Annotated in this window: 25 protein-coding genes; 3 read left to right on the top strand and 22 right to left on the bottom strand. The window is 45.2% G+C overall.

Annotation, left to right across the window (positions count from 1 at the left end; genetic code table 11):
• Nucleotides 1-2 precede the first annotated feature (2 nt).
• From ACE6ED_RS09155 to ACE6ED_RS09105, 11 genes are all read right to left on the bottom strand, one after another.
• Nucleotides 3-269: a hypothetical protein gene (locus ACE6ED_RS09155; protein WP_410826811.1), complete on the bottom strand. Its 267-nt coding sequence runs from the start codon at nucleotides 267-269 to the stop codon at nucleotides 3-5.
• Nucleotides 266-808 carry an RNA polymerase sigma factor gene (locus tag ACE6ED_RS09150; RefSeq protein ID WP_410826810.1) on the bottom strand — a complete coding sequence of 181 codons (543 nt, stop codon included), beginning with the start codon at nucleotides 806-808 and terminating at the stop codon, nucleotides 266-268. Before ACE6ED_RS09150 ends, ACE6ED_RS09155 begins: the two co-directional genes overlap by 4 nt.
• Before the next feature lie 168 nt (nucleotides 809-976).
• Entirely contained in the window at nucleotides 977-2,596 is a 1,620-nt protein-coding gene (locus tag ACE6ED_RS09145) for a glycoside hydrolase family 13 protein (protein ID WP_410826809.1), read from the bottom strand.
• Nucleotides 2,597-2,656: 60 nt separating this feature from the next.
• A complete protein-coding gene (locus ACE6ED_RS09140; protein ID WP_410826827.1) occupies nucleotides 2,657-3,520 on the bottom strand; it encodes a carbohydrate ABC transporter permease in 864 nt (287 codons plus the stop codon).
• 44 nt (nucleotides 3,521-3,564) lie between these two features.
• Entirely contained in the window at nucleotides 3,565-4,479 is a 915-nt protein-coding gene (locus tag ACE6ED_RS09135; RefSeq protein ID WP_410826808.1) for an ABC transporter permease, read from the bottom strand.
• 66 nt (nucleotides 4,480-4,545) lie between these two features.
• Nucleotides 4,546-6,267, bottom strand: a complete 1,722-nt coding sequence (locus tag ACE6ED_RS09130) for a type 2 periplasmic-binding domain-containing protein (protein WP_410826807.1) — start codon at nucleotides 6,265-6,267, stop codon at nucleotides 4,546-4,548.
• 273 nt (nucleotides 6,268-6,540) lie between these two features.
• Nucleotides 6,541-7,974: a response regulator transcription factor gene (locus ACE6ED_RS09125; RefSeq protein ID WP_410826806.1), complete on the bottom strand. Its 1,434-nt coding sequence runs from the start codon at nucleotides 7,972-7,974 to the stop codon at nucleotides 6,541-6,543.
• A complete protein-coding gene (locus ACE6ED_RS09120) occupies nucleotides 7,971-9,683 on the bottom strand; it encodes a sensor histidine kinase (protein ID WP_410826805.1) in 1,713 nt (570 codons plus the stop codon). Before ACE6ED_RS09120 ends, ACE6ED_RS09125 begins: the two co-directional genes overlap by 4 nt.
• Nucleotides 9,684-9,902: 219 nt before the next feature.
• The gene (locus ACE6ED_RS09115; RefSeq protein ID WP_410826804.1) at nucleotides 9,903-11,408 is read right to left on the bottom strand and encodes an alpha/beta hydrolase family protein; all 1,506 of its coding nucleotides are present in this window, start codon (nucleotides 11,406-11,408) and stop codon (nucleotides 9,903-9,905) included.
• Nucleotides 11,409-11,546: 138 nt separating this feature from the next.
• Nucleotides 11,547-12,329 (bottom strand): protein phosphatase 2C domain-containing protein, encoded by a 783-nt coding sequence (locus ACE6ED_RS09110; RefSeq protein WP_410826803.1) that lies wholly within the window; start codon nucleotides 12,327-12,329, stop codon nucleotides 11,547-11,549.
• Nucleotides 12,330-12,373: 44 nt separating this feature from the next.
• The gene (locus ACE6ED_RS09105) at nucleotides 12,374-13,264 is read right to left on the bottom strand and encodes a LysR family transcriptional regulator (protein WP_410826802.1); all 891 of its coding nucleotides are present in this window, start codon (nucleotides 13,262-13,264) and stop codon (nucleotides 12,374-12,376) included.
• 107 nt (nucleotides 13,265-13,371) lie between these two features.
• Between ACE6ED_RS09105 and ACE6ED_RS09100 the strand changes: the two genes are divergently transcribed.
• Complete coding sequence (locus ACE6ED_RS09100) at nucleotides 13,372-14,658, top strand: adenylosuccinate synthase (RefSeq protein ID WP_410826801.1); 1,287 nt, start codon at nucleotides 13,372-13,374, stop codon at nucleotides 14,656-14,658.
• Nucleotides 14,659-14,881: 223 nt separating this feature from the next.
• On the opposite strand, the gene ACE6ED_RS09095 is transcribed toward ACE6ED_RS09100, so the two are convergent.
• Nucleotides 14,882-15,067, bottom strand: a complete 186-nt coding sequence (locus tag ACE6ED_RS09095) for a hypothetical protein (protein ID WP_410826800.1) — start codon at nucleotides 15,065-15,067, stop codon at nucleotides 14,882-14,884.
• Nucleotides 15,068-15,110: 43 nt separating this feature from the next.
• Nucleotides 15,111-15,380, bottom strand: a complete 270-nt coding sequence (locus ACE6ED_RS09090; RefSeq protein WP_410826799.1) for a DUF2264 domain-containing protein — start codon at nucleotides 15,378-15,380, stop codon at nucleotides 15,111-15,113.
• 572 nt (nucleotides 15,381-15,952) lie between these two features.
• Here ACE6ED_RS09090 and ACE6ED_RS09085 point away from each other — a divergent pair.
• A complete protein-coding gene (locus ACE6ED_RS09085) occupies nucleotides 15,953-16,054 on the top strand; it encodes a YjcZ family sporulation protein (RefSeq protein ID WP_410826798.1) in 102 nt (33 codons plus the stop codon).
• Between the two features lie 184 nt (nucleotides 16,055-16,238).
• Here ACE6ED_RS09085 and ACE6ED_RS09080 read toward each other — a convergent pair whose 3' ends face one another.
• The 4 genes from ACE6ED_RS09080 to ACE6ED_RS09065 form a co-directional block, all read right to left on the bottom strand.
• A complete protein-coding gene (locus ACE6ED_RS09080; RefSeq protein WP_410826797.1) occupies nucleotides 16,239-17,216 on the bottom strand; it encodes an alpha/beta hydrolase in 978 nt (325 codons plus the stop codon).
• Nucleotides 17,217-17,446: 230 nt separating this feature from the next.
• Nucleotides 17,447-18,199 carry a MerR family transcriptional regulator gene (locus tag ACE6ED_RS09075; RefSeq protein ID WP_410826796.1) on the bottom strand — a complete coding sequence of 251 codons (753 nt, stop codon included), beginning with the start codon at nucleotides 18,197-18,199 and terminating at the stop codon, nucleotides 17,447-17,449.
• Entirely contained in the window at nucleotides 18,174-19,100 is a 927-nt protein-coding gene (locus ACE6ED_RS09070) for a DUF2268 domain-containing protein (protein ID WP_410826795.1), read from the bottom strand. Before ACE6ED_RS09070 ends, ACE6ED_RS09075 begins: the two co-directional genes overlap by 26 nt.
• A 136-nt stretch (nucleotides 19,101-19,236) precedes the next feature.
• Nucleotides 19,237-20,148: a DMT family transporter gene (locus ACE6ED_RS09065; protein ID WP_410826794.1), complete on the bottom strand. Its 912-nt coding sequence runs from the start codon at nucleotides 20,146-20,148 to the stop codon at nucleotides 19,237-19,239.
• A gap of 155 nt (nucleotides 20,149-20,303) precedes the next feature.
• Here ACE6ED_RS09065 and ACE6ED_RS09060 point away from each other — a divergent pair, with 155 nt between their 5' ends.
• The gene (locus ACE6ED_RS09060; protein WP_410826793.1) at nucleotides 20,304-21,221 is read left to right on the top strand and encodes an AraC family transcriptional regulator; all 918 of its coding nucleotides are present in this window, start codon (nucleotides 20,304-20,306) and stop codon (nucleotides 21,219-21,221) included.
• Between the two features lie 34 nt (nucleotides 21,222-21,255).
• On the opposite strand, the gene ACE6ED_RS09055 is transcribed toward ACE6ED_RS09060, so the two are convergent.
• The 5 genes from ACE6ED_RS09055 to ACE6ED_RS09035 all read right to left on the bottom strand — a co-directional run bounded on the left by ACE6ED_RS09055 (nucleotide 21,256) and on the right by ACE6ED_RS09035 (nucleotide 25,512).
• Complete coding sequence (locus tag ACE6ED_RS09055; RefSeq protein WP_410826792.1) at nucleotides 21,256-21,852, bottom strand: sugar O-acetyltransferase; 597 nt, start codon at nucleotides 21,850-21,852, stop codon at nucleotides 21,256-21,258.
• Between the two features lie 71 nt (nucleotides 21,853-21,923).
• Nucleotides 21,924-22,631 (bottom strand): 4'-phosphopantetheinyl transferase family protein, encoded by a 708-nt coding sequence (locus ACE6ED_RS09050; RefSeq protein ID WP_410826791.1) that lies wholly within the window; start codon nucleotides 22,629-22,631, stop codon nucleotides 21,924-21,926.
• A gap of 64 nt (nucleotides 22,632-22,695) precedes the next feature.
• Nucleotides 22,696-23,172: a DinB family protein gene (locus ACE6ED_RS09045; protein ID WP_410826790.1), complete on the bottom strand. Its 477-nt coding sequence runs from the start codon at nucleotides 23,170-23,172 to the stop codon at nucleotides 22,696-22,698.
• 49 nt (nucleotides 23,173-23,221) lie between these two features.
• Entirely contained in the window at nucleotides 23,222-24,709 is a 1,488-nt protein-coding gene (locus ACE6ED_RS09040) for an amidase family protein (RefSeq protein WP_410826789.1), read from the bottom strand.
• Between the two features lie 47 nt (nucleotides 24,710-24,756).
• Nucleotides 24,757-25,512, bottom strand: coding sequence for an N-acetyltransferase (locus tag ACE6ED_RS09035; protein ID WP_410826788.1), 756 nt, complete (start codon nucleotides 25,510-25,512; stop codon nucleotides 24,757-24,759).
• Between the last annotated feature and the right edge of the window lie 23 nt (nucleotides 25,513-25,535).

Below are 25,535 nucleotides of genomic sequence, written 5' to 3'. Positions count from 1 at the left end.
ATTCAATTTGAAAGCTTTTTGTGCAAAAAAGAATCCCACATATAGCCGAGTACGAGATATACAATACCGACGCCATAAAGCAGGTCAAGGTTCGTCACATCAATGAAAAGCAGGAGCAAAAAGTTCACGCATAATGCCGTGTATATAATTCCATTTTGAATCAACAATGAGCGGTGTTTCTGCCGGGCTTGTCGTTTTTGCTGCTCTTCATGCTCGATTTTTGCGATGGTGGTCCACATCTCATTCAAAAACTCCTGTTCGCTTTTCATTCTGCCTCAACCCCTTTATATTGGTTTTTGAATTTCTGTCTGGCCCTGAACAGCAAAATCTTAATTTGCGGCACGGTTTTGTTCATCGTTCTGGCGATGTCCTTATAACTGAAATCAGCAACAGCATAAAGATATAGGGCGGTTCTATAATCGCCTTGCAGCTGGTTCAGCGTCTCAAAAATATGCTTCGTCCTTTCCCCGCTGCTCACGATTTCCTCCGGTGTGCGCTGGCCGCTTATGAGGGAAACGGTGTCCGAATTCAGTGTCTGTCTGGTTTTCCTGCTCCTAAGATAATCGATGCAGCTGTTGCGGATGACCGTAAACAAATAGGTATTAAATGCATAGGCGGGGCGGTAAGAATCTCTGCTAATATAAATTTTCACAAAACTCTCCTGTACAATATCCTCGGCTGTATACGGATCAAGCACAAAGCTGTTAGCGAAGGCAATGGCTTTCGCTCTGTGCTTTAACACCAGTTGTTCGTAAGCGCGCTGATCCCCCTTTTGCACCCGGATCATTAGTTCATTGTCATCATCCAATACTCCCCACCTCCATCCCGGCCTAGCTTACACGGATTAGGTATAAAAAGGTTACACATTTCCCGGACCCTTTGCGATGAAATAAATCTGAATATGCCGGTTGGAACGGTGCCGATTTGCTGTTAAAAAAAGAAAACCCGCGCTGGGCGCGGGTTTCTTAAGATTAGGCTAAATAAGATACATCCTTGCTTCATAGGGACGCAGCTCTGTTTCCGAGACGTTGTCTGAATAATTCGATAGGATCGGCTGCCGGGTGGCGAACGCCTGTGGAAGTGTGAAGGGTGCCGGGAGTTTATCGAAATTACATACAACCAGTAACTTTGATTCGTTCAGCGATCGAGTGTACACGAACAAACTTGGATCCTCGGGGTACAGCAGCTCGTAATCTCCGTAGATGATCACTTCATTCTTTTTTCTTAACTGAATCAGCTTGCGATAATAATGGAAAATGGAATCAGGGTGATCCAAACTCGCTTGTGCATGGATTTCCTTATAGTTTGGGTTCACTTTAAGCCAGGGTTCCCCCGAAGTAAAACCGGCATTTTTGGAGGCATCCCACTGCATGGGCGTGCGGGCATTATCGCGTCCTTTTGCATAGATAGACTCCATGATGTTCTCAATCGTGTAACCTTGTTCAGTTCTTTCTTTGTACAGATTAAGCAGCTCAATATCCCGATAGTCTTCAATAGGGTATTGAACATTCGTCATACCCAATTCTTCTCCCTGGTAAATGTAAGGCGTGCCCCGCATGCCGTGTAGAAGGGTCGCCAACATTTTCGCCGACTCCTCCCGATATTCTCCATCATTTCCCCAACGGGAAACAATGCGGGGCAGATCGTGATTATTCCAGAATAAGCTGTTCCAGCCTTCCTCATTCAGTTCGGTTTGCCATTTGGATAATACCTGTTTCAGCTGGAGAAAATCAAGGGGCTTAAGGTCCCACTTGCTTTTCCCTTCTTGTTCGTCCAATCCGATATGTTCAAATTGAAATACCATTGAAAACTCACTGCCGTCAGGGTTGCTGTATAGCTTGGCGATCTCCGGCGTTGCGCCCCATGTTTCTCCAACAGTCAGCAGATCACCCGCTTTTTGAAACGTCTCTTTGCTGAGTTCCCTGATATATTTGTGTAAGTTAGGGCCATTGCCGGTAATTTTTTTGTCGGGTTCCTTTCCGATCAAATCAATGACATCCAGCCGGAAGCCGCCTACCCCCTTGTTGATCCACCAAATGATCATCCCGTAAATTTCTTGCCGGACTTTAGGGTTTTCCCAGTTGAGATCCGGCTGTTTTACAGAGAACAGGTGCAAATAATATTGCCCTAGCTCGGGCACCCATTCCCAAGCTGAACCACCGAAGGTGGAACCCAGGTCATTTGGAGGGCTTCCTTCAACGCCATCTCTCCATACATAGTAATCATGATAAGGATTGTCTTTGCTTTTTTTCGCTTCCTGGAACCAGGGATGCTCATCGGAGGTATGATTCAGCACCAGATCCATGATAATTCGGATATCCCGTTGTCCGGCCTCCGCAATCAGCTCTTCCATATCCTCTAAGGTTCCAAACATCGGATCGATATCCTGATAGTCGGAAATATCGTAACCATAATCATCCTGCGGGGATTTACACACAGGCGATAACCAAATTGCACCGATCCCCAGCTGCTGCAAATAGTCCAGACGGGTAATAATTCCCTTCAAATCACCAATCCCATCGCCATTACTGTCTTGAAAGCTCCGCGGGTAAATTTGATAGACAACGGTTTCTTTCCACCATTTTTTATCGTTCATTGCCAAATCCACCTCTTTCGATTCACTATAGATGGAGTGATATCTGTTACCAGCCCATCCTTATTCTTTTACTGATCCTACTACAATACCAGTCACAAAGTATTTTTGCAGTAACGGATAAATCAGTAACAATGGAATAACAGCGACTACAATTTTTGCCGCATTCAAATTTTTATTGGATATTTCCGTCAAGCTGCTGAGTTCCTTGGCGTTCGTGCCGGCTTGTAGAAGTTCGGCAATATTGACATTCAAAGACTGGATGTAGGTCATGAGCGGATAATTGCTGACTTTGGTCATGTAGATCAGCCCGCTAAAAAAGTCATTCCAAGAACCAACAATGCTGAATAAGGCTACCGTTGCAAGCGCCGGAATCGATACGGGTACGTAAACTTTAAAGAGGACCTGGAGCGGACTTGCCCCGTCGATAAACGCCGCTTCTTCCAGTGCACTGGGTACGGCAGAAAAAAAGTTCATCACAAGAATAACACTAAAGATGGGGACCGCCCCAGGCAGAATAAGCGACCATACGGTATTGAGCAGATCCAGGTTTTTGATCAGCAGATAACCCGGGATCATCCCGCCGCTGAACAGCATGGCAAAAATCATAATATTCATATAGATGTTTCTGCCTCTAAATTCTTTTTTCGACTTGGAGAGCGGATAGGCCATTAATATGATCAATATCATGTTGAGGACAAGTGTGAGCGCCACACGGATAACAGAGATGCCAAAGGAACGCCAAAACTGGGCATCGTCAAGAATTTTGGTATACGCTGCGGTTGTAAAGTTAACTGGAATAAGCCCTACAGCGTTCGCCGAGACGGCTTCGCTACTGCTGAAGGATATCGCCACAATATTCCATAACGGAAGAAGGCAGATCAATGCCAGCATGATAATAATGGCATAAATGACCAACCTGCCCATTCGACTTTTTAGATTTGCAGCATAGGTCACAGGTTTGGCCTCCTTTAGAAAATTTTCCGGTCGGTATATTTCTTAGCCAATTGGTTGGCGGATAAGAGCAACACAATGCCAATCACGGACTTAAACAACCCGACAGCCGTACCAAAGCTATACTGCCGGCCGACAAGCCCAATCCGGTACACATAGGTATCCAGAATATCTCCCGTCTCATAGACTACCGGGTTATACAGATTATAGATTTGATCGAAACCTGCACTTAAAATGTTGGTCAGGCTCATTACACCCATAAGCAGGATAATAGGCAGCATTCCTGGCAGTGTGATATGCCATACTTTTCTCCACCAGCTGGCTCCGTCTATTCCTGCCGCTTCATACAATCCCGGATCGATCGACGTAATGGCAGCTAAATAGACAATGGAGCTGTAACCAAATTCCTTCCACACATCTGTGCCAATAATCAAGGGCTGGAACCAATGGTTGCTGCCGAGGAAATTAACCTGTTCAAGACCAAAAAACGTCAGGATTTGATTCACAATGCCGTCCAAACTGAACATATTGACAACAACTGACGCCAACACAACCCAGGATAAAAAATGAGGGAGATACACGATCGTTTGTACAGATTTTTTTATATATTTGATGCGGATCTCGTTTAACAGTACAGAAAAAATGATCGCCATCAATGTTCCTAATACGATCTTGGCAATGGCAATCACCAACGTATTGCTGATGACTTGGGCGATGTCCGGCAGCTTGAACATATAAATGAAATGCTTCAGTCCAACAAATTCCGAGCCAAACATCCCTTTGGCCGGTATATAATCCTGGAATGCCGTAATGATGCCTACCATCGGCACATAACTGAATACCAGTAAAAATAAAATCCCAGGAAGCATCATCAAATGATACATGGCACCGGTGCCTAACCGGCCTTTTGCTTTGGATTTCCCCTGCTGCATAGATGGGCCCCTTTCTGAAAGCAAGGCTGCCTGTCACAGCGCAGCCCCGTCAAACCTCGTTGTTTATTACTCAGACGCGGTCTCTGCTTCAATTTCCTTAATGATTTGGTCTCCGCCTTGTTTCTTCCAATCGCTGACGAACGTATCAAAATAATCAAGAGGCTCTGCACCTGTCACAATCTTAATGAAGGATTCCTGTTCCATCTTGGTCAAATTGGCCCATGTCTGTTTCATGCTTGGTGTTGTGCCGGAAAAAGCCGGTGTCATCCAAACGAACTTCTTCTCCTGTGTCAGTTTATCAATGAGCCCTACTCCGTTGATACGCGAGTGGTATTTGGACCACGCCGTTACATTATCGGTATCCATATTGTTCAGATACGTTTTGATGCTCCCGATATTGTTTTTCGATTCGGTTGTCCGGACCTCATCCAGGCTGATCTCCCCTTTAATTCCGCGGACGACGTCAGAATAATCATCCAGCAGCGAAGTAGCCGAGTTGATTTCGATATTAAAGGGCCGGGTAGAACCGTCTACCCCGTCTTCCAAATACTTGGCGGCTTCCGGCATGGAGGTTTTCACATTTTTATCATTTGCTAATTTATCGTAGAACAAATTGATGATTTTAATGGCCAGCTCCGGATGTTCATATCCTTTTCTCACCACGATAAACTGATTGGATGGATTGGCATGGGCCACGTTGACTTTCCCCTCTGCATCCTCCAAGGCGTAAGCCGAAAATTTGGCGTTTTTGTCCATCTGCTTTACGCTGCTTAATCCCCAGTCAGGGATATGCCATGGGCCAAACGCAATTCCACATTGTCCATTTGTATAAAGCGCGGTAATTTCATCAAATGTGCGTGTGCCAAACTGCTGGTCAATGATGCCTTTTTTATGCCAGTCCGCCATAATACCCAGCATCTGCTTTGTTTCCGCTGTGGTCGAGCCATAAACAATGCTGCCATCTTTATCCTTCATCCAGTATTGCGGGTATGCGCCTTGGGTGGAGGCAACGCCCAGCATCGTATAGGCCGATCCGTTATAGTCTGTTGTATTCAGTGTGTTGACAAAAGGGATACCCACCGGTTTACCGGTTTGACCCGGATCCGACTTCAGGAATGCCTCGGCCGTTTTTTCTACATCTTCGAGTTTGATGGTACCGTCTCCGTCGGCATCCAGCTGGATGCCCAATATATCCAGCCAGTCTTGACGTACCCAGACCATGGCTGGGGCGGAATCCACGGCGGTGGCTGGCAGGCCCATCAAACGCCCGTCAATTGTTGCGTTGTCCAAGGCGCGTCCATCGTAGGAGTCATACGTTTTTTTGACATTGTCTGTGGCATACTGCTTGTAAATCTCCGTCATATCTTCAATCAGATCATTATCCACCAGTTCTTTGAGTTCATCTTTGGAGTCGACACGCATCATGTCAGGCAGTTCCCCGGATGCGATCGCGAGCGAAACCTGACGGCTGTAATCCTCTCCGTTGGCTTCAAATTGGTCTTTAATCTTAGCGTTAAGCGTATCTTTGACCAATCGAGTGTAAGCATTGTTTTCGTACGTATCGCCTGCAGGCAGTTTGGGGTTCGCTGTAGTCACACGTCCCAAGGTTACGGTTACTTCGTCTTTGTAAGGACTAAACGGATCCCCCGGGGCCGTTTCATATTTACCCGCTTCCTCCGCAGTAGGAGGACCGGAAGTCCCCCCGCAGGCTGCAAGCGCCGACATCATTAATGCAGTCACCGACAGTACAGCCAGACGTTTAGTTAACACGTTCCAACTCGTTTTCATATCATTCGGCTCCCCTTTATTCAGGTAATGGCTACGTTTTGTTGTTTCCGCTTTCATCTTACAACACCGTGAAGTTTAATCGGGATAGGGATTAAGCGTTTGTTAGGATAGAGGAATGTATACAGTTCCTGCCGTGACCCCAAAGTAGACGTAGCGTTTGTGATCATTTATCTAACTAACAAAACTACATTTGTCTAACCTCGCTAATGAATCGGAGCAGGGCAAAAAAGCCGACATCTTCTGAAACGGAATTTATCGGCTTAATTCATTGGGTTATGTGGAGGTTGAGGGCGGGTTAGTGTCCCCTCTGCCCTGCTGCCGGTATTCACTTGGCAGAACACCTGCCAGCTCGCGGAATATCCGGCTGAAATATTTTTCGTCCGTATAACCTACATGCTCGGCAATCCAGAAAATCGTGTTATTGGTGTTTAATAAATACTCTTTAGCTTTCTCTATCCGAATATACCGGGAGTATTCATTAAACGTTTTGCCCATCAGATCCTTGAAGCATTGGCTAAAATAACTTCGGCTGATGTTGAACTGACGGGATAGTTCTGAAGCCGTAAAGACTTGGTCCAATTCATTTTGCATCAGGATGACCGCTTTTTTTACGGCGTCAACAATCTCATGTGAATAGGTAGTTTGTTCATCCGTCTTACGAATACTCAAGGAGGTTTGTTTGATCCAACTTTCTACCTCGTACCAGGACTGAAAAGAATGAATCATGGAGATTCTGCCGAGCGTTGTCTGGGCAAAAAATTGATTCCACTCCATAACGATGGAATACAGCAGTCCAGTTAATTGTTCTTTATGCAGCCTCAAAGCTTTGAGCTGCTCAAGGAGTTGATCGAAGTAATAATCGTTATGAGACCATGGAGTTAAAAACCAGCTTTGTTTTATATGATCCAAATCTTCGTCCTGCGGCGGTTCTGCCGGGAAGGAGTCAACCTCCGTATTCATCGAAACAGCCAGGACCGGATGGTCGGGAGTGTAGGTATAAAACAATGGCGTTTCTGTATAATTTATAATCCAGTTTCGAATTTCCAGCCACGACCGCTCCTGCACATCGGATAGGACCAGCAAAACACTCTTGGGAATTTGATTCAGATATCCCTGCAATTTATGGATAAGCTGTTCTTCCTTGTCCGCAGGCCCCGCCCACATCCAACTGCTGCGATCCACTTCCATCCTGAATTCGTCTTCACCAGGCTCAAGTTCAGTAAACGAAAATTGTCCGGACTTCCGTTCCAGTGAAACAAGCGCATATACCTTGCGGTAACGGTCGTTTGTCTCATTCGGCTGCGGCAGCTTTCTTTTGGTGTTCGACAGTTCATCCATGCGGTTACGAATCCGGTTCAGCACGTGTTCAAACTGCTCTTTCTCGAGCTGCACCTTCACGATATAGTCGATGGCGCCCAGCCGCAGCGCTTCCTGGATGTAATCAAAATCTTGATGGAGTGTTAATACGACAATAAAAAGCTCGGGATAACGCTGTCTGGCCGCACGCATCAGCTCAATGCCGGACATCATGGGCATCGCAAGATCTGTCAGCATCAAATCGACCGGTTGAGATTCCAGGAATTCCAGCGCGTTTAACCCGTTGCTGGCTTCTCCGACAACCTCCATATTAAACTCCTTCCAAGGCATCGCGGAGCGAATCCCTTTTCGTACCAGCTTATCGTCGTCTACAATCAATACCTTAATCATGCCGAGCCACCTTCTCTTTTTATGGGCAGGATGAGCAGTATATTTGTCCCCGTTCCCAATTCGCTTTCAATTACCAGCTGTGCTTCATTTCCGTATTGTGCCTTCAGCATGCGGTGAACGTAATTAAGTCCGATGCCCATCCCTACTTTTTTATGTTCAGCCACACGATTGTTCAACAGCCGTTGAATGGCTTCCTCGGTCATCCCCGCTCCATTATCCTGGATCATAATGTTTAACGTGTCAGTTAAGGTAACTTCAATTTGAATAAATCCCTTATCACTTAGTCCATGATAAAGTGAATTCTCAACTAAAGGCTGCAAAATAAACCGCGGCACCGAGATTTCAAGCACAGAATCTTCTACTGAGATGCGCACGTCAAATTCAAAGTCATAACGGATTTGCTGAAGGATGAGGTATTGTCTCAGTGCGTTCAACTCCTCTTTCATTGAGGAGGCTTGTCCTAATTTTCCTAAATTGTAATACAAAAGTTTGTTTAAAGACTGTACCAGCTTGTCAATCTCCTCTTGTCCGTTCATGACCGCCAGCCAATGCACCGTATCCAGCGTATTCATTAAAAAATGAGGATTGATCTGATACAGCAGTTTTTCCACTTCCAAATCCGCACGGATTTTTTCTTTGGACTGCACTTCGACGAAGAGATCACTAATCTGGTGCTGCATCTTTGAGAATTCTCGCAACAGCCGATCAAATTCAGGGATTTGGGTTCGAGTCTGGCTGCTTACGATTTGTGGACTCTGCGACATCTCATTGATTTGCGAATGGAACAAGCTGAGTGGTTTGTATACCATCTTCCACAGCAACCAAGCAAGGAACACTGTAAAACCCAGGAAAAATAAGGCGACTAATAAGATTTGGAGCAGCCACTGATTTTTCTCCTCCTGGTACTTAGACTGTGAGATCACGGATACGACACTCCATTTTTGCGCGGAATCCTGCTTAAACCAATGGTAACCACGCGTGATGCCGTCGCTGATGCTGCCTTTCGCCAGACGCGAAAAATTTTCACCAACCTCCATGACCTCCGGAACTTCACTGTAAATAATGTTGCCTTCCCCATTTAAAATCAGGTGGGATAGCGCTCCCTTGTATTGATTGTAGTTCAGGAAATCTTGGGTAAGCCGGAAGCCGGACTCGACGTAGATATATACATTGTCCTTTTGCGGGAGCTTCACTTTTCTCATGGCGGACAAAACGATTTGATCGTCAAACCGGTTCATGCTGATGTGTGGTCCATGGTAGGTGATCCCGTAGCCTTTGGAAAGCACAGGTAATAATTCAGGTGAAAAATGTTCTTTTATGGGAGCATTATTAAATTGTGTCGTGCCTTGTTGCTGGAAATAATAAGTGGTCAAGCCGATGTTGGGATTGGTAAACGTCACTACACTTAATTCACTTTTTAACTCGTCACGGGCTTCGATCAATTCAATAATATTGGAAGAGGGCGTTAACACTTCGCCCAGTTTCTTCCCCACTGTACCGCTATAAGACAACTGCTGAGTCACATGATTCATGTTGGTAAGGGAATTTTCCAAAGATGAAGTCACTTGATGTAAATTGCTCCGGATGCCGTCATCTATTTTATTTGCAAATATGGAGTCTATCGTGTAATAAGAAATCGCAAAAATACTCATAAAGGGAATAAAGGCGCTAAGAAAAAACAGGTAAAAGATTCTTTTTTTAAGTGTCATTCCAATACGCACCCCTTAAAGAACGTTCCGTCCCGGCTGGTATAGCTTAAGTTCCTGTTCCCTATTATAGTTTGATGCTCGGGCAGATCATAGCTCTTATATTTTGACAAAAGAAAACTCCCCTTTAAGTAACGGTTTATTTAAACCAGTCTACTTAAAAGGGAGCATGTTGTTGAATGTGGCACAAGTTGAAAAAACGCTTCTGTCTTGTTCCTTCATTTATAATAGCGGGGTTGCGAACTTCGCCTCCGGAAAGCGGCTGTCCGCTTCTTTCATTAAGTTTCCGCCTTGATTTTTCAGATACTTATCGAAGAAATCCAGCATATAGGCATTGATAACGGAGTTTGCTCGATCAGGCGAAATCTTGCCGGTAATGCCCAGTATTTTGAAAATAGGAGAAACGAACTGGACATCGGTAAAATTCAAATGCTCCGTATTATCTATATAGAGGACTTGTCCCCCCTCGCCGACCGCTTCAAGCATCCGTTTAAGCTCAAGCTTTTTATCTTCCGTAACTTGATCCGTCCACTCTCTTGTTGAACCCATGCGTTCAAGCTCTTCATCCGTGTAAACCGGGTTTTCCTTCACCCTTTTTAAATTTTCATATTCACTTTCCGAGTTGATGAACAAAAACGGTTTTTGCAGACTCTCCCTCTCACGCAGCCGGTAAAGCCCTCCGTCCAAGTCTATTCCAGCCGTGATTCGCGGATCAAAAGAGGCGTCATAGGCCGTCGCTCCGCCAATAGAATGACCAAACACCCCGACATGCTTGAGATCCATTTTCCCTTTAAAGCGGCTTGGAAGCTGCCCGGATTGGATAAGCTCAAACTGGTCGAGCACAAAAGTCACGTCATCTGTTAGTACCTTCCCCAATTTGTCGCGATTCTCTCTTTCCGTCCGGTAATTATGGTCGGGCGAAAATAAGCCGCTGGTTGTGCTGGTCGTGATTCGGCCGTCCGGAAACTCGGTTGCAAATGTATTGAAGGTGTGGTCGATTACGGCCACGATATATCCATGGCTCGCAAGATCTTCCGCTTGCGCCGTATGGAGGAACCTGGAAGAACCGAAGCCGGGATTTGCAACGATCAGCGGATATGAAGATTGTGCGGATGAGATTTCGGCCCCCAAATAAGTATGACTCGCTACGTATTTCAGGTGTTGAAAAGTAAACCCGGGAAGACCATAATTTGCAGCCATATAACTTAAAATCCGGGTATCAGGAATAAAGGGGGCATATTGGCCGGAGCCGGTTTGGGCCGGATACCATACCTGAACCATCAATTCCCTTTTGCCTGTTGCGGTGGGGCCAAAGGTCTCCTCCCGGCTTGAATCAATGAAATGAAAGACTTGCGTGCCCACCTTCAACTCGCCGGTTGGCGCCGGGTAGTCGAATACGGGAAATACATAGACTAGGCAACCTGTTCCGATTAACCCAATCCCGATAAAAAGGCGGCCCAGCATCCTGCGGATTCGCGAGGCAGTGCGAACGGCTGCCGGTTTTTTGAAGAAGCCGATTAGTGAAAGGATAAGCATCAGAACCGTAAATCCATATAAAAATAAAAGCTGAACCCTGTATCCTTCGACAAGCAAATGGATCACTAAAAAAATGGTGCCTGCTCCGCTTGTCAGGAGCATAGCTAATTTTCGGATACGCTGATTGACAATGAACAGAAATGCCAACGTACAAGCACTTGACAAGAATAACAGCATTTCAAAAACCCTCACGCCAACTCCCCCTCAAATATAGTCCTTTCAATGGAGTATTCTAGAGGAGCCGCAAGGTTGGTACCATTGATTTAGGTGAATATTACCTTACACGCTTGTAAGGTTAGGCAGATGGCGTAGAAAGTAACGTGTTCACCATTAGCCGGAAGGAAGTGCTGCATCTAACTCATTATTTATGATCCAATGCACTAATGTGGTGCTATCCACCGTTTGCTGACTATGCAGGCTATTTAGGAAGTGAATAATCCTATTCTCTTCACGACATAGCTCAGAGATTGAGATCGTAGCTTCTTTTGCTTCAAGATATCCATCTGTAATTAACATAATGTAATTGATTCCTGTTCTAAGTTCCCTGCGTCCAAGTGAATAACTTGGTACGGTCTTATCAAACGTATTCACTTTGCCTATCCATTCGTAGAAATTTCTTTGGTTTAAACGTAATTGCCCCCATTTTTCCAAATCATTATGTACGAGGAATAGCTGACAATCACCAACAGAAAACCACCAAAGGACGTTCTCTTTTCGAATACAGATTAAGCAAGAAGCTTCACCCTTTAAGGAGCGGCATCTTTCCTTAAATCTATTTGATTTGAATGTTTGAATAAGCAGCATTTCAATATGATCGAACAATACATCTATTTTTTTATTGAGAATCCCTTTAATCTTGCTTTCAATTTCATTAAGTGTTTCTATAATTAGTTCTGCACTATCACATGAGTTGTGTGCATCAATTAAGGTTACAAATTCCCATGAACTACTTTGCCAGATTAATAAACCATCTTCATTTTTGTAAGCTCCATTCTCAGTGTTGCCCCCATACCGACCGATTGTTATTTTCTGATATTCATCCAATGAAGGCAGATTAAGATATGCCCGTTCTGATCCAGTCCAGCATATGTCTGATAAATTGCTCGGTTTCACTTTGAATAACACCTCTCTAACGAAAAAAATGGAAGACCGTTTTTTTAATCAATGAAAGGGATAATCTTGTCTAGAAAACGTTCAGACACTTTGGACAAGGGTACTCCCTTCAGAACCGCTATTCCAATGTGCCTCTCCGGGATTGCTGGGGCTATTGGTATTTCGACAAGCTTTCCAGAAGCTAACTCCTTATGAACATAGTCCCTCACAATAAGAGCAAGTCCAAAGCCGCTAAGAGCAAACTCTACCAAAAGGTCAATACTTCCCAACTCAAAATCCGGATTAAAGATTACACCATGAGATAATGCATAGTTATCCAAGTAGGAACGTGTACTCCCTCCCGTCTCTAGCATCAATAAAGGATATTTTTGCAGTTCTCCGAGGGTAGTTGATTCTCCCAAAAGATCAGCAAACCTTGGGATGCCAATCAGGCAGTCTTGTTGAACCAAGCTTTTTTTGAATTGAATTTTTGGATCCTCTGCTGGAAGGTTTACGACCCCAAAATCAATGATCCCCTCTTTTAATAAAGCAATGGTTTCCGGTGTTGTACGATTAGTCACTCGAACTCTAACATCAGGATAATCTTTATGAAACTGCTCCAAATACGGTAACAAATAATGCTTACACAAAGTATCACTAGCGCCTATATTAATCTCTCCAGAAACTAAATTTTGCATTTCAATAAGCTTAGTTTCTCCCTGGTCAATGAGTTGAATCGCTTGTTCTACAAATTGAAAAAGCACTTCTCCTTCTGATGTTAAAGTTACACCCTTGGGCGACCGAAAAAACAAGTTGCCGCCAAGACTTGATTCTAGTTGTTTAAGTGTATGGCTAACAGCAGGTTGAGTAATATGCAGTTTCTTTGCTGCATTGGTTACTCCACCTAATTTTGCGGTCCAATAGAAAACACGGTACCACTCTAAACTCAAACTCATTGGGCATTACCCCTCTTATGATCGTCATTAGTAATTACAATTTTACATGGAAAATGCCTGAAAATATAATGATATGGTAAACAATACAAGATACGGAGGCAATACATTTGACTATCACAGCTATAGTTGGAGCAAATTGGGGCGATGAGGGTAAGGGTAAAATGACAGATTACCTCTCATCGAAATCATCCTATGTGGTACGCTACCAAGGGGGGAGCAATGCAGGGCATACTATTATTAATAAGTATGGGAAATTTGCTTTACACATGTTACCTTCCGGAGTATTTCAACCCCATGTAACCAATGTAATTGGTCCTGGCGTAGCACTTGATATAGAGGCCTTTTTCAGAGAGCGCGAAGAGTTACTTGAACGAGGAGTACCCGAACCTCGCTTGTGTATTTCTGAACGTGCTCAGGTTGTTCTACCTATCCACCGAATATTTGATGAGCTAGAAGAAGAACGGTTAGGCGTACGTAGCTTTGGATCTACAAAACGCGGTATTGCGCCTTTTTATTCAGATAAGTATGCAAAACTTGGCCTTCAAGCAGCTGATTTATTTGATCAGCAAAGATTACGGAATCGGTTGAGTCAGGCATTTGAAACAAAAATTATTCTCCTGCAACACTTATATAATAAAGAGTCAATTTCAGTCGAAAATCTGCTCCCGTATCTGCTGAATCATGGTAAAAAACTGCTGCCTTTTATTTGTAATACTACAAAAATGCTTAACAATGCTTATAACAAAGGTGAAGACATATTACTAGAAGGGCAGCTGGGAGCACTTCGCGATCCGGACCAGGGTATTTACCCTTTTTCAACATCTTCTTCTACTCTTGCAGGTTTTGCATCTGTCGGTGCCGGTCTGCCGCCTTTTGCTATTGAACGCATTATTACTGTTGTCAAAGCCTACTCCAGCTGCGTTGGCAGCGGTCCATTTGTCTCAGAAGTTGAGGGTAACGAAGCAGAAGAACTTAGACAACGTGGTGGTGATGCTGGCGAGTTTGGTGCCACTACAGGAAGACCTCGCCGGGTAGGTTGGTTCGATGCCGTTGCAACCCGTTATGGCTGTATGATTCAAGGCGCCACGGAAGTTGCCCTCACAAATCTTGATGTACTGGGATACTTAGATGAAATTCCTGTATGTACTGGTTACCTGCTGGATGAAGGGATTGTAACTACGGATTTTCCAGTGACTTCAAAACTTGAAACAGCCAAACCCGTTTTTAAAAACCTCCAAGGCTGGAAAAGTGATATCTCAAAAGCTCGTACATTTGATGATCTTCCTATCGAAGCACAAAATTACGTAAATTACGTAGAACAAATGATAGGTGCAAAAATCTCGTATATTTCAATCGGCCCTGAGCGGAATCAGTTAATTACTAGAAACTGCTAGTAGAGGCGCAGCTTGGACGGGAGGCGTGAGTGTTCAAGCATCATTCAGAAACTTTATCCATGGTTTGCAAGTGGACGAAGTTCTGTCCGCATGAGACAAAATAATTGGTATCTTGAAATAGAAGAACCCGCGCCAGGCGCGGGTTCCAATGAAACGATTTCCTTGTCTTTCGACAGTTTGAAGGCATTTTAAGGATCTCACCGGCATTCACAAATTTAATGGCTCATTTTAATTTTTCCGGATTCTTCACTTTAATCGAGACCACTTCTCCGCAATCCAAACAAACCGTGTAAATCCGTTCGGCACCTAACGTCATTTTTTTGTCCAGCGGGCGAAGATTAATAAAGTCCGTGGCTTGTACAAATGAATTTCCTCCACAAGCCGTACATTGCTTTTCGTTAACATCCATGGTAGTGATTCCTCCCTCTTAAATTGAATTCTATTTTAACACGTTATGAATGGAAGAACATTCCTATGGATGTTTCAAAGCGAGTTTCTTCTGTAACCTCAGGCCTTTGCAGCATGTCCACCTCTTCCACTGTCCAGAAGGCTGAATCTTCCGCAAGCGCCAACAACAGAAAGGTTTTGAGCGCCGAATACGGCGAACCCGTCGCATTGTAATTTTCCGATATCACCAGATTGGGATAGGCATATCCCACGGTGAGTAAACCGCTTCTGTCAAAAAAGGGCTGCGCAGGGTCGTCCTCATTCAATCTTGCCAATATTGATAGGCATACACCCAGCCCAAATATTGACTTTGCGCATAAAGTGGTTATAAGTCTAATCACATTAAGGAGTGAATCTCTTAATATGGCATATATGCAACAAATGACTCCCTATAACCCGGCACCCTGGGGACTTCAAAACTGTTTGTATCGTTTCACGTATATGCGCCTAAGAAACGGGGACAACTTCTGGTTTTTTTTGACCGCTGTCGGAGAAGTAAGAGCTTATGGCTACAGGTTTTTTGGTGGAAGATGGAATTCTTATTCCATTGCATTAAGTTCAATTGTTTCATTCCACTGTTCTCCGGTTCCAACTTTATATTAAGGTAAAAGCAACGAGCCGCTGAATAATTTTCAGCGGCTTTATGTTATTCTAAAGTACTCATTTCGATACGAAACCTTATTTACAACCCCACTGCAAAAGGCGCCATACCATAATCAAGCGTCTTACATGTATTGACTTTATCGTTGTTTGCTTTGTGAAGAAATTTACTCCATTTTAGGTGAACACACATACAGTTGGCCTGGTTTTACAGTATATTGTAATAATTCAAAGGAGGTGTTACCCTATGAGTTATGATAAAGGATGCTATCCCATGTTCACTTCTACTGCTACTATACTGGTACTCTATATCCTGCTGGTCATTGTTTTGAAAACTTTTTGTTATTAGTAACATGTATATTTAGCTCCCGCTACTCTTGATACCTGCCTGACCCATTCAATTTGAATCCTCCCCTTTTTATAAACTTCTACGAGAACAGATCTTATCCAGATCAAAGATAAGGTTTGTTCTCGGCCACAATTTAACATAACTATAAAAGCTCAATTTCATGATATTCGGACCCTCAACATACCTATTGGATTTGCTTCATGTACGCTTTGAATTCCTTGGCGATTTCTTTGAATTTCGTATGATGCAGGTAATGTGATCCATCCATCGGGATCATTTTGCCCAACGCGGATTGCTTCGCTTGTTCCTCATGCAGCAGAATCCACTGCTCATTGTGCGCGTTATTCGACTGAACGAACAGCAGCAGCGGAAAATCATGAGGGTAGGTAAGTTTTTCTGCATTTTTGAAATTGGAGCCAAGGTGCCTCAACTCATCCATCATCGTTGGATTGCTGGTGATCTGGTTCGAAATCAAACGTAGCTGTTCTTTGGTATGCTCATCAAATGCAAGTGACTTATAGGGGTCCCCGCTCACTTTTTTGAGCAATCGCATTAGTCCAGATTGTTGAAGAAATTGTATGGATTTTAAAGGCAATTTGACGTCCATGCCGGGTTGATTGGGAACACTGCTGTCGATGCCAACAAAAGCAACAACTTCATCCGGATAGGTGTTTACATAGGACAATCCGTAAAGTCCCCCAATGGAATGCCCCATCAGCACGTAACGGTTTATTCCCAACTGCTGAACAGCTTCGTGAACTTCGCTGACGATGTTCTCAGTTGTTCTATCTTTTTCAGTTTGGTCGCTCAGCCCATAACCGAAGGGTTCGATGACGATGACTTTGTAATTTGGGGACAATTCATTAAGCAACAACTTGAAATCAAGCGCTGGCGACGGGGTTCCTTGTCCCGGAAGGAGAACGACCGTCTGTTCGCCGCTGCCTTGGATAAGCACGTTCATTTTTTTGCCATCCACATTGACATATTGGCCGTACGGTTCAATTTTCTTTTTTTCGATCCCGTTGCAGATTGCATTAACAACAAACACAATGCCCATGAACAGCACAATCGCCCCAAATATACTTCCTAATATTCTTACCCATACCTTCCGTTTCTTTGGACTTTTGGGTCCGGGTTGTTTGACTTCCACCGTTTTTGTCACGCTTCTCTTCTCCTGTCCTGGTATCTGTAGAGCCGCTTTTAGCGGCATATTCACAGTGTAATCAAACAAGATGTCCCCTTCGTTACCGGAGTATGAACGGAATATGAACTTGCAAAAAAAGGAGGCGTAACATCAATAAGATGTAAACACCTCCATCGTCAAAAGGACCTGGACATCATTAGACGCAGCCGAATGTGCAGCCGCTGCCTGAACTTTGCGCTGAAATCATTTTATTTTTCCAAATTGAGATTATACATAATGGCGTTGTAAAGAAAATCCGCTACATCCTTATCGCCGTATTGATTCAAATAGTTTTTGAACCGCGCATCGAATTTGTAGGTATGGGCAATACAAGCCAGCAGTTCGGCATCGCATTTCATGAGCTGCATTAAGATTTTTTTCCATTCCTCAATTAATCGCTGTACTTCATCGGACGAAGGAGGCTGATGGATGCAAGACGCAATTTGTTGAAAGATTGCCTCCATGGATGAGTAACGTTCCGCTTTTTCATCTTGCGGTAAATTATCCAACGTTTCATTAAATACTTTATACGCTTCTGTGTCCCCATAAAGGAATTTTGCTTCATTGGCATATTGTTCTTTTAAAGGCAATACAGAAGTATGGTTAAAGATAGGCAAACTGCTGATATCCGTACCCGCTACATATTCTTCAAGTGCTGACATGATAGTTTCTAGTCTTTGTTTTTTCGATAATAAGGTTTGTCTCTGTTTCTTTAATAGCTCTTTCTGCTCCTGCTCGCTCAGTTTTAGAATGTCTGCAATTTCTTTCAAGGAAAAATCCAATTCCCTCAAAAACAAAATTGTTTGAAGCCGCCCCAAACTGCTTCGGTCGTATAACCGATACCCTTTTTCTGTCAGATGAGCCGGTTTAAATAAATGAATCCTGTCGTAATAATGCAGGGTCCGGGCTGTAATGCCTGTAATCTGAACAATATCCTTAACCGTTAATAATGGTTTCTTCATCCCAAAATCCTTTTACTTCATCGAGTATTTGCGCAGCAGGCGTTATAGTTGCCTCAAAAATCGACTTGCCTGTTTGTCTTAAATAATGTTGGATCAAATAATAGCCGCAAGCGTAGCCGGCGCTGTAAGGCATGTTGACCGGTTTAAAGTTCTGAAGTGCTGCAATTTCGTCACCGTAAAGATAGGCAGCAAAGTTATCAAACCCGGTTAACTCCAGGTGCTCTCTAAGCACAGGCTTTATGCGCTTGTTAAGTGTTTCAGCATTTGTTTTGGTTACCCAAGGGCCAAGCCATTTTTCCCCAAATATAAACGTAGCATAATTTTCAGCTAAACCTTCACTGACAATCAGTTCGCCCAAGTTAACGGTGTGATCCCACTGAATAAACTGATACCTTACATTATGGTTGCATTCGTGCGCCAGTGCAGCCTTCATTCGGGGTATGGTGTATTCATTTGGCAGCAAGGTACATGTGATAAACCCCGGAATGCCCCCAAAGCCGCTATATCCTTCGTTTATGACCAAGGCACGGTTCTCCGGGTTCCCTAATTGTATAGTAAACCAATAGTCGGACACAGGAAGGTTAATTCCATGTTTTATAAACAAACTTAGACTTTTCCGTACAGCTTGCTCACACTCTGACCAAAAAGATTCGGATGAAATCCACTCGATTTCAGCTGAAATCTGCCGGGTAATCTGGTCAGGAGAGCGATGCATCATACTATTAAACGTAATCACATCGAACCCATTTTCTTCTTCCGCTTTAAAAGGAATCTGTTGAATTTCCCACTGCTTCCTAAAAGGAGCCATCATTTCATTTCGGAACAATTCAAGCTTGTCCCCGGGCGATGCTTGAGCAACTTTTTGATAAACGTGATCTGAGCGCAGTGTTTTGATATCCATGTCTCTCACCCCATGTAGTTTATAGGGGGAATTATGCACTATGACGTTGCGTCATAGTCAAGAGCTTTGGATCTAGGAAGTCCGCCCAGAATCATCATCTTCTCCTTCATATAATTCGCCTGCATTTCGAAGCCGGTTAATGCGTGAGACGTTCCGCCGTAGTATATTGAAGGGATTGCCGCCAAAAGTACATCAACATACCCAGCAGCGTTATCAATCCGCCTACAAATTGAAAGACGGAGATGGTTTCTCCCAGGAAAAGATAAGCCAGCATAATGGCCAAAACGGGTTCTCCAATAATACCTACGGACACCGTTGTAGCTCCGATCGACTTTAGCAGCCGATTGAAAATATACTGGCCGAAGATCGTGGGTATAATCGCTAGCAGAAGGAAATACATCCAGTCTGAAGACTCGTAACCGGTTAAGGAAAAGCCGTGCAGCATGCTGAAGATAAGCAGAACAATTCCGCCGAGGAAAAAGACAATGACACTATACAGATTCGCATCGATTTTTCGGCTCAACTTTTGTCCGGCCAGCATATAAGCTGAAACCATTATGGTTCCGATTAAAGACAAGCCGTCCCCAATCAGCGCTTCTCTGGAAACTCCGATATCTCCCCAAGCGATAATGACGGAGCCAAGCAGCGCGGTCACTAAGCAAAGCACGCTCAGCATGCCGGATCGTTCCCTGAATAAAAAATACGAACCGATCATGACAAACAGCGGCTGCAGCGCCAGGATCACCATGGAACTTGCCACCGAGGTATACACAAGGGATTCCATCCAAAACAAGAAATGCAGTCCCAGCAGGAAACCTGCCAGACAAACCATGCCCCAATCCTTTATATTCATGTTTGAACAGCGGACCGTCTTCCAAGGAACGAACGGAAGCATGATAACAGTAGAAATGAAAAGCCTATACATACCTGCTATGGCGGTTGGCGTATCCGAAGATTTGATCAAGATCGAAGAAACGGAAACCGACAAAATAGCAATAAAAAGCAAGACGTAAGGATGAAGCGGGGATGACGATTTACGTTCTTTCATTCAAAAGCCTCCAAGAGGTCTTATCCGGTCGTCTGTGCACAGGCTTTAGTGATAAGCCGAAGATTTGATATAATAATATCATCGTCGTTTATATTTTTGTGTAAATATATCGCTATATTATATCGATATATCGTCTTAGAAAGGAGATGTCCCCTATGGCCAAGCCGCTGCACGAGACGATTGCGTATCCCGATCTTTCGTTTCCTTACATCATGTACACGCACACGCGTTATGCGAGTATTCCTGAAGGCCGGGGATTCAACGACCTGCACTGGCACCAAGAACTGCAAATCACATTGGTAACGAAAGGAACACTCGTAATCCAGGTAAACGGAATCGATCATGAGTTAAAGACTGGCCAAGCGATCCTGATCAACAAGGGGATTCTTCATGTCGCGACACAACTGAGTCATGATGGCGAATACGTGAGCTTTAACTTCCCTGAAAAACTGCTCGCTTTTCACGCGGAAAGTACGATGGAAGAAAACTATGTGCTTCCTTACACCCGATCTTCTTTCGTTTCGATTGTTATACCAGGATACACAGATTGGGAAAAACAGGTATTGGACATGCTTGGGGACATGCGGAAAGTGTTTAATATGAAAAAGAGATGGGGATGGGAATACGAGATTTCGATTAAAACAGTACAGCTCTGGTTTATCTTGATATCTAACCTTTCGCTGCCGCAAGAAGAAGCGCCCAAACACGCGAAGCGGCAGCAGGAAAGGTTACAGCTTATGCTTAGCTTCATTCATCAGCACTACTCAAGCCCAATCAAGCTTCAGGAGATTGCCGATAGTGCGCATCTGAGCATTTCGGAATGTACGCGAAGTTTTAAAAAGACAGTTCGCATGACGCCTTATGAATATCTTATTAAATACCGGATCAGAAAAAGCTGCGAACTATTGATAACCGCCGATGATACGATAACCGAGATTGCCCGCAAGGTGGGCTTCAATCATGTGAACCACTTTATTCAATCCTTTAAAAAAGATCAAGGAACAACGCCTACAGGCTTTCGGAAATTCAGAAGCGGACAGCGACTGGGGCCGGAGTTCAGCCCATTGCCTTGATTTTCCTGTCAAAAAAAGAGTGGGCTAAGCCCACTCATTTCACCGGTCTTCTCCACGGATGGTCTGAGAATTGGACCGGCCGGATGACTTTACAGGGGACTCCGGCAGCAACGGAATTTGGCGGAATATCTTTGATCACTACACTCCCCGCTCCGATAATGCTGTTTTTCCCGATAGTCACGCCTGGCGTAATCTTGACGTCACCACCCAGCCATACGTTATCTTCCAGAATGATTGGTGCTGAATACACCCCTTTTTCCGCTCGTTCAACAGGATCTTCCGCATGATTGGCTGCATACAGTCCCGCTCTTGGGCCTATGTATACATCGTTGCCGATTTTCACTTCGTTACAATCGAGAATAATCATGTCGTGATTAATATAAACGTCATTACCGATGGAGATGTTAAAGCCAAACTCACACCGGAAATTAGACTCGATGTACACGTTCTCCCCCACTTCGGCAAACAATTCTTTTAAAATCGACATATCGTAATCATCATCCGCATTCACTTTTTGGTTGTACTTCCGGCATCTCGATATCGCATGAGCTCTAAGCGCGGATACCTCTTTTCCGGCATCATCATACATGTCGCCTGAATTTATCATCTTTTTTATTTCGTCGATATTCATAAGTCCTCCTGGTCCTTGTGCATTTCTGCACTAATACGATTGCAATGCGTTACGGCTTGTAGTCATCAGAATTATAGTTCACTTAACATAAGGAGTTCAGATTGAATCTCTCGCAATGACCTGCATTCCACTTGGTCCGGAATAGAAGATTGGGCGCTGCAGACGGCCATCGCATATCCGGGCAGGTCTTCATAACTTTTAAAAAACCACGCGGCCTTATCTTCGCCCAAAACATCATTTACATAAATTTGCTCGTCCGCCAGCTCAACCGAAAAACGGTTCAGGGGGATGGATAATCCCTTTCCTTTCGCCTTGATGTAGCTTTCTTTCAGCGTCCATATCCGGTAAAACGAAGTTAACTTGTTGCCGTCTGTCTCCCCTTGTATATACTTTTGTTCGCTTGGAGTAAAAAAACGCTCGGCGATGCCCAGATCAACCGGTTTGATATGTTCCACATCCACTCCTACTGGAGCTTCGTCAATCGCGGCCGCCACCCATCGGCCGGAATGCGTAAGATTAAAATGCAGCTGCGGGTGACGTTCCAGGCGGGGTTTTCCGAATTCGTTGTAAACAAACCGGATCTCGCCGCTGCCGATTCCCCAAACCTGCTTCAGGTTGATCCGGAGAAGCAGTTCACCCAGTATCGAGCGGACCCGGTCTTCGGCAAAATGCAACTTTTCCAGTTTACGCGCCCTCTCCTCGCTTAGCAGAGCCACGGCTTGCCGGTAAAATTCCTCATCGGGATAATAATCATCAATGTATACTGCCGATAGTTTCATGCTGCTCGCCTTCCTAATAAAAAATAAAGATTCTCCTGCCGGTGCGTATGATTGTCATCCCTGTTCAAATCGCCTTCAGATACTGCTGAAGCGGCCCCATATGGTGGCGGTCATGCCAGATAAAATCCTGCAGGTATTGCGGGATATAAAACTCATTCCCATCCGCGTCCATATATTTGCCCTCCCTGACTCCTGCCGGCATAGCATGGATCTCGGAGATGATATCCATTCGAGCGTCGATTGTTTGCTGCACAAGCTCACTCGGCGTCAGGGAAACCGCAATATCCATGGATTCCTTATTAAATTCGTCGTAATTTAAGTGCCGAAGGGTCAGTTCTTCTCCAGTTGCAATGGGCCGGATGGCACTCTCGTAAAAGTAGCGGTCCCATCTCATCATATGGCAGACGATGTCTTTTATAGACCATTTTCCGGGTTCGAGGCTGGAAGCCCACTGCTTGTCGCTGAGGTTCTTCAGCTCTTCACAAAATAAAGCCCATTGTTCAAACGTGCTTAGTAAAGAGGTCAAATCATAAGTCAGCATAACACAATCGCTCCTTATTTATTAATAGGTTTGATCAAGCGTATCCAGGCTACACGGTTGATGCCCGATAGGCGTTGGGCGGTACAAATCCGCCCGTGATCTCTTCACAAATTTCGGCAAAATCTATGGTAATGTGGTCCTGGAAGGGACCGGAAACGATTTGGACCCCGCAGGGCAGCTGTCCTTCCTCGTACTCTAGAGGCATGACGGTTGACGGTAATCCTAATACCGTGGCAGGCACATTCCAGATCAAATGTTCATTGTATCCGACGGGCCGCCCGTTCACATCCAGTCTTCTTCGGGGTACAGCCTGGTGCATATGCGGGATGGCCAACACGGGGCTGACCGGCAGCAGCAGCACATCGTATTCCTGAAAAAGCTGCGCGAATTTCCTGTGATATTCCTGCCGCAATTGATCGGTCTGCCGCTGCTCGTCAGGACCGTCATTCATGGCCGCGTAATATCTGTCCAGCCCTTCGGGGAACGCCGAAGTAAAGGCTTTGGACATGCGCAGGCCAAGCGAAGCCAGGCTCGCTACCATGCGCTGCCTGGCGTTAAACGAAGTCCCCACCAGCCGGCCGGACAGTTGAATCGCAAGCTCAAACAACTCCTCCATCCGGATATCCGCAGGCATCCGGTCGCGGACTTCGATCGCCGTGTTGCTGGACAGCTTCCGGGCGAATTGCTCATACCGGCGTTTTACGGCGGCATCCAGCTCGTGTGCCGCTTCGTCAAACCAAGTGAGCACTTTTATTTTGGGTTTGTTTCTCAGCGTATTCGCAGCAAAATTAGGCGGAGCCGGCACCTCCAGCCACGGATCATACAGCGTGTTCATCATCAGCCGCAGGTCGTTTGCACTGCGGGCGAGCGGCCCGGCGGCAGACAAATCGGGTTCGCTTGGATCGCCGGGATCGCCGCCGGGGATATGGCCTCTGACCGACAGGATGCCCAGACTGCTGCGGTGCGCATAAACCCCCGTATAATGGGCAGGGATCCGCAGGCACCCGATCAAATCGCTGCCAAATTCCAGCGGGGTCAAACCCGCGGCCAAAGCGGCGGCGCTGCCCCCTGAGGAGCCCCCGGGACTTAACCTAAGGTCCCAGGGGTTATTGGTTGTGCCGTAGAGATCATTATAAGTCTGCCAGTCTGATGTCATGGCAGGCACATTGGTTTTGCCCATAATAATGGCGCCCGCATCTACCAGACGCTGAACGGCCGGAGCGTTCTCCGAGGCGATATGGCCGCTCAAATGTTTGGCTCCCGAAGTAGTCCGCCAGCCTTTAAGGTTAAAGGACTCCTTGATTGTCATTGGGAGACCATGCAGCGGCCCGCGGAGTGCGCCTGTCCGCCGTTCAAGATCGGCTTGATCCGCCTCGCGCAAAGCCGTGTCCCTCTGTTCCTGAATCACTGCGTTGATTGCAGGATTCAGACGGTCTATACGCTCGAAATAATATTCCACGAGCTGCCGGGAAGTCACTTGGCCATCGGCAAGATTTTGCAGCAGCTCCGCAGCGGTCTGATAGGCCCATTTTTCCATAAACGTTCCTCCCTCCACCTTGCCTTGAATATGGACTGTTGCCAGGCCTAAAACAACTTTCCAAGCCAATTTTCGAACTTTGCTGGACTCATAATCTCATGTGTCATAAATTGGCCGTTGTAGAACAGACTGAACGTCGTCCACACCGCCGGGGACTGCTGCGCTTCTTCTTTAGAGCGGATACGATGAGCCTGAAACGGCACGCCCTTGGCTTCTGCAACCATCCTTAAATCATCCAGTACCCCAACAGCGAAAGGGCACTGAGCCGTGTAATAAATATAAATACCTTGGTCCGAAGCGGGTTTAGCACGAACGGAAGCTTTGAATGCAGGCTGAACCGCGTCCTCCTTCCATTTCAACACAAGAAGCTCGAAATAGGGAGCAGCCAGATCCGCTACGGTAAACTCCATGTGTTCCAGGTAACGTTTGTCACTGAGATAAGGCAGCTTTTTTTTGCTCGATAAATGGACGATCCCATCCATTCCCGCCTCTTTCGCGTCCCGGATGCACTGCTCCAGCAGACTTCTGCTATGCCCGCTCCCCTTATGCCGCCCAGAAACCCACAGGCAATCTATATACATATAATTGGGGGCATCGATAGGGGCCCAGGCCTTCTCGGCAGGCAGGTATTCAATAAACACTTTGGCCCGCTCGTTCAGCCGGTAAAATTTAAGCCCATCTTCCATGCGTTCACCGAGCCAACGCTTTTTCTCCCGGACCGCTTCCTCATATTGTTTGGCGCCAAGCGCACAGCAAATATGTTCATGCGCAAGATTTTCTTTCGTAATCTGCAAAAAACTCATTTAGTGGACTCGTCCTTTCCGCT

Origin of the sequence: Paenibacillus nanchangensis, from assembly GCF_046543445.1 — a bacterium.
GTDB lineage: Bacteria > Bacillota > Bacilli > Paenibacillales > Paenibacillaceae > Paenibacillus_AQ > Paenibacillus_AQ nanchangensis.
Note: the sequence above shows the minus strand (reverse complement) of the source record. Positions and strands in the feature narration are given on the sequence as shown.